The sequence below is a fragment of the Nitrososphaera sp. genome, assembly GCF_037447015.1.
GTDB lineage: Archaea > Thermoproteota > Nitrososphaeria > Nitrososphaerales > Nitrososphaeraceae > Nitrososphaera.
In genome coordinates, this window is record NZ_JBBIHK010000050.1 from 4733 (window position 1) to 11649 (window position 6917).

The 6917-nt window shown below is 55.1% G+C and carries 12 protein-coding genes; 3 read left to right on the forward strand and 9 right to left on the reverse strand.

From position 1 onward, the window contains the following. Position 1: 1 nt before the first annotated feature. Positions 2-1894: a threonine--tRNA ligase gene (locus WKI84_RS12000; protein WP_337863798.1), complete on the reverse strand. Its 1893-nt coding sequence runs from the start codon at positions 1892-1894 to the stop codon at positions 2-4. A 53-nt stretch (positions 1895-1947) separates the two neighbouring features. Continuing rightward, positions 1948-2154, reverse strand: a complete 207-nt coding sequence (locus WKI84_RS12005; RefSeq protein WP_337863799.1) for a hypothetical protein — start codon at positions 2152-2154, stop codon at positions 1948-1950. Positions 2155-2239: 85 nt separating this feature from the next. On the opposite strand from WKI84_RS12005, the gene WKI84_RS12010 reads away from it, so the two are divergent. Further along, on the forward strand, positions 2240-2377 hold the full coding sequence (locus WKI84_RS12010; protein WP_337863800.1) for a hypothetical protein: 138 nt from the start codon (positions 2240-2242) through the stop codon (positions 2375-2377). Between the two features lie 298 nt (positions 2378-2675). On the opposite strand, the gene WKI84_RS12015 is transcribed toward WKI84_RS12010, so the two are convergent. From WKI84_RS12015 to WKI84_RS12035, 5 genes are all read right to left on the reverse strand, one after another. Further along, on the reverse strand, positions 2676-2987 hold the full coding sequence (locus tag WKI84_RS12015) for a luciferase family protein (RefSeq protein ID WP_337863801.1): 312 nt from the start codon (positions 2985-2987) through the stop codon (positions 2676-2678). Between the two features lie 22 nt (positions 2988-3009). Continuing rightward, a complete protein-coding gene (locus tag WKI84_RS12020) occupies positions 3010-3402 on the reverse strand; it encodes a hypothetical protein (RefSeq protein ID WP_337863802.1) in 393 nt (130 codons plus the stop codon). A 385-nt stretch (positions 3403-3787) separates the two neighbouring features. After that, positions 3788-4111, reverse strand: a complete 324-nt coding sequence (locus tag WKI84_RS12025; protein WP_337863803.1) for a winged helix-turn-helix domain-containing protein — start codon at positions 4109-4111, stop codon at positions 3788-3790. Beyond that, positions 4104-4814 (reverse strand): hypothetical protein, encoded by a 711-nt coding sequence (locus WKI84_RS12030; RefSeq protein WP_337863804.1) that lies wholly within the window; start codon positions 4812-4814, stop codon positions 4104-4106. Before WKI84_RS12030 ends, WKI84_RS12025 begins: the two co-directional genes overlap by 8 nt. Positions 4815-4878: 64 nt before the next feature. Next, entirely contained in the window at positions 4879-5100 is a 222-nt protein-coding gene (locus tag WKI84_RS12035) for a hypothetical protein (protein ID WP_337863805.1), read from the reverse strand. A 77-nt stretch (positions 5101-5177) separates the two neighbouring features. Between WKI84_RS12035 and WKI84_RS12040 the strand changes: the two genes are divergently transcribed. Then, positions 5178-5504: a hypothetical protein gene (locus tag WKI84_RS12040; protein WP_337863806.1), complete on the forward strand. Its 327-nt coding sequence runs from the start codon at positions 5178-5180 to the stop codon at positions 5502-5504. Positions 5505-5543: 39 nt separating this feature from the next. Continuing rightward, positions 5544-5813 (forward strand): Fe(2+)-trafficking protein, encoded by a 270-nt coding sequence (locus tag WKI84_RS12045; protein ID WP_337863807.1) that lies wholly within the window; start codon positions 5544-5546, stop codon positions 5811-5813. Here WKI84_RS12045 and WKI84_RS12050 read toward each other — a convergent pair. Next, positions 5810-6325, reverse strand: a complete 516-nt coding sequence (locus WKI84_RS12050) for a hypothetical protein (protein ID WP_337863808.1) — start codon at positions 6323-6325, stop codon at positions 5810-5812. The genes WKI84_RS12045 and WKI84_RS12050 overlap by 4 nt on opposite strands. A gap of 348 nt (positions 6326-6673) precedes the next feature. Next, the coding region (locus tag WKI84_RS12055; protein ID WP_337863809.1) for a hypothetical protein at positions 6674-6917 on the reverse strand (244 nt) is incomplete at its 5' end.

Here is a 6917-nt window from a genome sequence, read left to right on the forward strand (position 1 = left end):
GCTAGGCCATTATCTGCGGCCTGGCCGAGACGTACCGGGGAAGGTTCAGCGGGAGGTACGGCCTGCCCTTGGTCTGCGCCTTTACCTCTTCAATCAACTCTTGCACGGTCATCTCGCGCTGCTTGCCCTCAAGCCTGTCCCTGACAGTCAGCTTGGCCGAGTTCACTTCCTTGTCGCCCACGACTGCGGTGTAGCGTATCCACTCGGTCTCGGACTCGCGTATCCTCTTGCCTATGGATTCGTCCCGGTCGTCTATATCGGCGCGGATCTGGCTCGACGAAAGCTGCGCAAGCAGGTTGTCGCAAAATTGGATGTGTTCTTTGCCGACCGGTATTATCCTGACCTGCGTGTGTGCAAGCCAGAGCGGGAACGACGGCACGCCCCCCGTCTTTGATATCTTGGCGGCCTTTTCCATCAATGCATACATCACCCTCTCCACGGCGCCGGAAGGCGAGTTGTGCAGGATTATCGGGTTTTTCCTGCTGCCGTCCTCGTCAACGTACTCGATGCCGTACCGCTTGCCGTTTTCCACGTCTATCTGGTCTGTCGAGAGCGCAGACGCCTTGCCCATCCCGTCGATGTAGTTGAACTCCCACTTCAGGGTAAAGTAAAAGAACCGCTCCTCCCAGACCTCTGCCAGCACCGGCCTGCCGAACCTGCCTATCAGCTCGGTGATGAAATCCTTGTTCTCGTTCCAAAAGTCCTTTGTAAAGCGGATGGCCATCTCGACGTCCTCGTTGTTGAGGCCCAGCGCGTTTATCACGCTTATCGAGAGCTCAAACCGCTTGCGGAACTCCTCCTTTGCCTGCTGCATGTCTTTACAAAAGGCGTGGCAGTCGGGCATGGTGAACGCCCGCAGCCGCCGGAGACCGACAAGCTCGCCCGATTTCTCGCGCCGGAACGAGTACCTGGTCAACTCGTAAAGTTTGAAAGGCATGTGCTTGTACGACACGTTCATGTCCTTGGCGATCAAAAACTGGCCAAAGCATGCTGCAAACCTCAGGAACAGCTGCTTGTTGTCCGACTGGATGTTGTACTGCCGGGCCGGAAAGCGGTTGAAATAGCTTTCCATCGAGGGGTGTTTCGAGTCGTACATTATCGGCGTTTCTACCTCTATGCCGCCGTACTCCATCACACGCTGGGTGACGTACTGCTCGATGAGCGACTTCATCAGCCGCCCCTTGGGGTAAAAGCGCATGTTGCCAACGTCTGAAGCCGGCTCATAGTCCGCTATGGCCATCTTTTTCATCAGCCGCACGTGCTCTGGCTGCTGGTTCACTGCGCGGTTTTTCGCTATCTCGTAGTTGACGAGCGTCTGGAGGTTTGCGTCCTGCTTTTTGAACTTGTATTCGCCGACCGGGACGAGCTCGCCTGTCGGAAGCAGGATGTGCCAGAACGATTTCAGCTTTTCCTCGTTCTTGAGCGCGGTGGACTCCTTTCCGCCCCCTTCGTCGTGGGAGTGTATCTCGTGCTCTACCGCGCTTTTGGATATCTCTTTGGCGTTCTCTGCAAGCGGGTGCCCCTTGACCTTGATGTTGAAGGACTTTGTCCAGCCAAACGGCGACCTGTGCACCTCTTTTATCGTCTCTCTGGCAAAGCTTTCGACTGCCTTTACGACGCCTGCGGCCACGTCCGGCGCCGCCAGGTCTGAGCTCAGGTGCGCATATGGATAAACGAGCAGCCTCGACGCCTTGACCGTGTCCATGTATTTTGCAATCTCGCCTGCAGCGGCCTTTGCAACGCTCTCGTCGTCGCCCGTCTCGACTGTGACAAAGGCGACCACCAGGTCCTCAAGCCGCACCTTGGCCTTTGACTGGATCTCCTCGGCGCCCTTGATCTCTTTGTCTATCGGCTCGTATTCTATGAAATCAGAATGCAGCTGCAGCAGACGCATGTTCTGTACATCCTCTCACAGGGCGCGACTGCTAATTTAATGTATTAGTATCGCTAGCCCCATCTTGCCCGCTCGTTTTCCCTGTCCTCTTTGGTGGCTTTTTTCCATTCCTTGTAGTGCTCGCGGCACAGGTAGACCCGCTTGGCGCTTGAAAGCCCCATGTCTGAAGCCATCGCCGCCTTTGAGCCACTCATTGAACGCTCTGCGGTGTTTTCGCAGCCGCTCACGCTGCAGCTGACGCCCTTGTCGACTCGGCCCATAATAGCCTGAAAGGCTTTTCCAGGCTATAAAAAGCTGACTGGAGACGCGAAATAATGTTAATACCGGGCTTGCCCAACCTGGTTTGTGTACAACGAGCCCCTGTGCGAAAAGTGCCTCCACCCGCTGGAGAGGCACTCCTATGTAATCGCAAGGACGGACGGCAAGGAGGTCAGGCGCTGCGAGATAGGGGTCTGCACCTGCATCGTCATAGTGCAAAAATAGATCAGCAGGCTTTTGTTGTTTTGCAGGGCGTTTGCGGCCGCCAGTCTGACGGCCAGGGCAAAATGCTTATAACGAGCGTGTTGCAGCTTTTGCGCCATATGTCAGAAGACGACGATTTTGAGGATGACTTTGAAGACGAGTTTGATGAGGACGAGTCGAGCGACGACGCAGACGAAGGCGACGAGTGATTTTCCCGCTATTTTTTGGCAGCAGCAGGCAGCCACCGATGACATTGTTGTTATCCTTTCGTATTGCATCCTGAACAGCTCCGGCAGCGTTTTTGCGTCCCGCTCGCCGTTCAGGTAAAGCGCGACCCATCCCGAGTCTGGCAGCATGTGGTGGAGGGGTTGGGGGTGGAGGAGGGGGGGGGCGACGTCAGGATGCCGCTTGCAACCAGCCTGTTTCTCAGTTCCACCGGGAAAGGCAGGACGGCCCAGCTGGAGCCGTGCATGTGGCCCATCTCGCGGCCGTTGACGCGAAACTCGGTGCCCCCAAACCGGTGCGGGCCGCAGGTGACGCCGGGCCACGACATTACCTCTTTTTCCACCATTTCCTCTACAGAGGCTCCGCTTGCTGCCGCCGCCACAACAGTGGATGGTTTTTCGCCCATTTAAAAAATAAAAGACGCGCTTTTACTCGGCGATCCTTTTGCCGGCCGCCTTCAGGCAGGGCAGTATCTTGTCCGTGATTATGGAATCGTGGTCGGCCGCCCTGTCAAAGGACACCATCACGACTGCATCGTCGCGCCCGCTTTCGTCGTACGTCATTATGCTTGCCCGCTTTACCTTTTGATACGACGCAAACGCATAGATCGTCTTGCCTAGCTTTGCCTCAAGGGTTTTCCTGGTGCCCATCCTTATCACCGACTGTATGATTGAGAGCTCCGAGTCTTCCGGCGTCAGCAGGGGCGTCAGCCCTTCCCTGTACTCGGCTGCAAGTATCTTGCCGTTTATCAATGCAATGCCGGCAAACCTGATTGCGCTGTCAAGCGCGATTATCTGCCTGCAGAGATCGATCCAGGTCATACGCCAGCCCGTCAAAAATATGCGCGTGTGTTAATAATTGTTGTGAAAATCAAATCATAATGTTACGATTTTATAATATTATCACAAATATGAGAGATATTCTTGTAACGAAGCGACTCACTCTCAGGGCGCACCCTTCCTTCTCAAGCGCCCAGCCTGTTTGTTTGGATGACGCTTGTTCCCTGCTTACATTTTCCGACAGCTCCTCCTCTGGCAGCTCTCAAAAAGCGCAGTAGCAGCGACGGCAAAGCCTGTTTTTTCCCCGACTACCCGGGCATTTGCATCGGCCCAGTCAGCGATGAGGGAGGGAGAGAGAAAAGATGCACCTGACAGCGCGCACTCTCTTTCTTTCTTAAGACAACCAGGCGCTTCTGCCAGAGGGCAGCTATACCTTGAGGCCAAAGCTCTCTGCAAAGCCCTTGAACTGCTGGTAATTTTTCAAAAATTCCAGCCCCTTCTCGCTTATCCTGTATTTCGAGCCGGCAGGAAGTTCGCTCAGGAGCCCTGACGCCTTTAGCTCCGACACTATGGACGACAGACGGCGGTGGGGCACGTTTGCCCGGCGTATGAGGTGCGTAACGGATGCGCCGCCGTCGCCGTCGCCGTCGCCATAGCCTTCAAAGCTGTACTGCCGGGCCGTGTCCAGTATGTCAGCGATTATGCTGATGTGCGTCCTGTTGCTGCTACCGTTATTATTGCCGTTAACCAATTTTGCTGTCCATCCTCCCACCAGTGTTGTTGCCAAGTCCCGCAGCGGCAAGCCCCAGCTTTGAGAACGGGACGAACATCAGGCCAAAGCCGGCCACCTTGGCGGCCATGGCAGGGTAATAAAAGGCGCCAGGAAAGATAAAGTCGTACCAGGCGACGAGCTCTGCTACCGCTAGCGTTCCAAGACCGGAGCCAATCATGAGGGTATTGCTCCTCATGTTCTGCATATACGATGCCATGGTCTCTATCGACACATATACTAGTAGAATAAAAGAAATTGACCTGACGAGATGTTCTATTGAATTTCCCGGTATCACGAACGGGGCAGTCGCCAGGGGCACGAGGATAAGAGCTGCGGCCATCCCGCCGCTGCCAGGATTGCCGCTGCCGTTGCTGCTGCTTCCCCCTCCTCCTAGCCGGGGCGCAAAATCGAACGACGATTTCAGGCCGTGAGACATGGCTATAAAGAAATAGCCGACCGCCTGCGCCCCGAGGCCGGCGGTGTTCACCGCCTGCTGCTCTGCCGACGAGGACAGGAACAGCGAGGCCATGATGAGCACAAAGCCGGTGGCTATCGAGATAAACGCCAGCGTCAGCCTCAGCAGGTTCGGGCTGCCGATTGCGGCATAGCCGGCGTAGGCGAACCTGCCTATAAAGACCGAAATGGCAAGGCCGGCGGCGTTGATTGCAAGCTCGATCTCCAAGCAAGGAACGAGGGCAGGCTAGCGTTATTAACTCTATTCTCTATTATGGCGCTACAGGGCTTTTTTACTTCTTGTAGTCGCCTAGGATGTCCTTGTACCGGGCGTCCCTGTATGCGATGTACTTGACGTACTCGCCGTAGGTCATGTCAAAGCCGCACGCGGCGCACTTGACGTACGAAAAGTCGTCGGCAAGCTCGGCCACCTTTTTGCAGTCTGGGCATGGGACGTGCATCTCTCTTTCTTTCTCTTGCTCCTTTCTTTCCTTAAATGATTCTCTGGTCTGCAAACTATAATAACCTATTGAGATCCGATCCGGGCTGCTTTTGGAAAAATGTTCTTAAGCGGTTAATGTCAAGTCTATGCATGGACGGCGCGATGAAACCGGTGCTAAAGAGGCAGGTGCTGCTGATAGGCGCAAGCCTCGGCGCAGGGCTGCTGCTAACCTACTTTTTCGGCTTTATCATAGGCATGGCGGCAAACATTGCCATATTCGTAGGCGCCATCTTTTACATCAGGTGGCGCCAGCAAAAGGCGCTCAGGGCGTTTGGCTTCTCAAGCGAGACGGCCGGCCGCGGGGGCCACGAAAGCGAAAAGCCGAATCTGAAGTACGTCTGCATCGCCTGCGGCGCGCAGGTCAAGGGCGCAAGGTGCGGGAGCTGCGGCTCCAGCATGAAAAAGCCGCTCTTTTGAACGTATAATAATGGCAGGCGCAAACGTCTCCAAGAGAAAATGAGCAGTAGCAGTAAAAAAACCTGCTTAAAGTGCGGCAACGCCATAGAGGGCCCTGTTGAAGACCCTGCCGCAGAAAAGTACCCCGCCTGCTCGGCGTGCTGGAAAGAGTGGACCACCTACGCCATCATGGTCATGAACGAGCTCCGGCTAGACATGTCGCTTCCGGAGCACCGCAAGGCGCTCCGCAAGTACGAGCGGGCCTTCTTTGGGCTGGAAAAGGGCGTGGGCGAGGTGCAAAAGAACCCGGAAAAGCCTCCGTCGCACTAGCTCTGCAGCCCGAGCGCGCGCTTTGAATGGTCCGGGATGAGCGCCAGGATCTCGTTCCTCTTTGGAAGGCCAAGCAGCACTTCTTTGAACGTGTCTGCAAGGATCTCTTGCTTCCTTTCTTCCAAAGACGCAAACGTGTCCGTCAGCGACTGAAAGTTCAATTTTTGTACGGACGCAGGCTGGGCCAGTATCTGCTGGCAGTATGTCGAAAATATCAGAGACCTTTGCTCAGAGTCAAAGCCGGCGAGCACTTCAAGCCAGGTCTTGACCAGGACTGCCAGCTTGGCCGGCTCTATGCCGGGCGCTGCTGCAAGGGCGAGGGCGATGGTCTCCTGCTGGTCTGCCGCAGACATGCCAAAGAATTCTTGAAGGCGCTTTTGCAGCATCGGCTTTCGCAGAAAGTCGGGCAGGTTGGCAAGTATCTGGATGATGTTGCCGGCCGCCGCTTTTGTTGCCGTCGGCTGCGTCCCTCCTCCCTCTCCCCCGGGCTTTGGGCTTGCCGCTGCTGCCATAATTGGTTGATTGACGGTCTGCTGCCGCTCAATTTAATCCGTGTGCTTGAAGGGACCCAGAAAAAAGCCGGCTGGCAGCAGGGTTCTGTCAAGTCTTCAGTTGATGACGTTCAAGTGCGATGCTCCAACAACCGACAACTTGACAGTATCTGCGGATTGCTTAATATCTACTGCTCGTGCAGAGTAGCATTTACTTTCTCCCGCCGCACTTTGATGCCCGCTGTCTTGAACTGGCATAAAAGAACAATTGTTTTTACCGTTTTCCACTGGAAACGCGCGCTAGCGGTTCGTGTACAAAAAGAGAGAAAAGTGCGGGGGGTGGGATTTACGCTCGGTTTTACCGGTAAATCATGCTATTGAACGGATTTCGGAGAGCTTCTTTAGGCCCCGGATCCGGTCTTCTTCCTGCCAGTACTGGGGGAGGTCGTGCTTAATCATGAATTCTATGAGTGCTCTCAACGGCATCTTTAACTTGTCGGCTGTGTATCCCAACGAGCATTCACCTTTATAGTAAGTTTCCAAGCTCTTTAGAACCCGTGCTTCTTTTACGGACGCCTGCCTGGCAGCCTTTTTCACCCGGGCTACAGCCAAC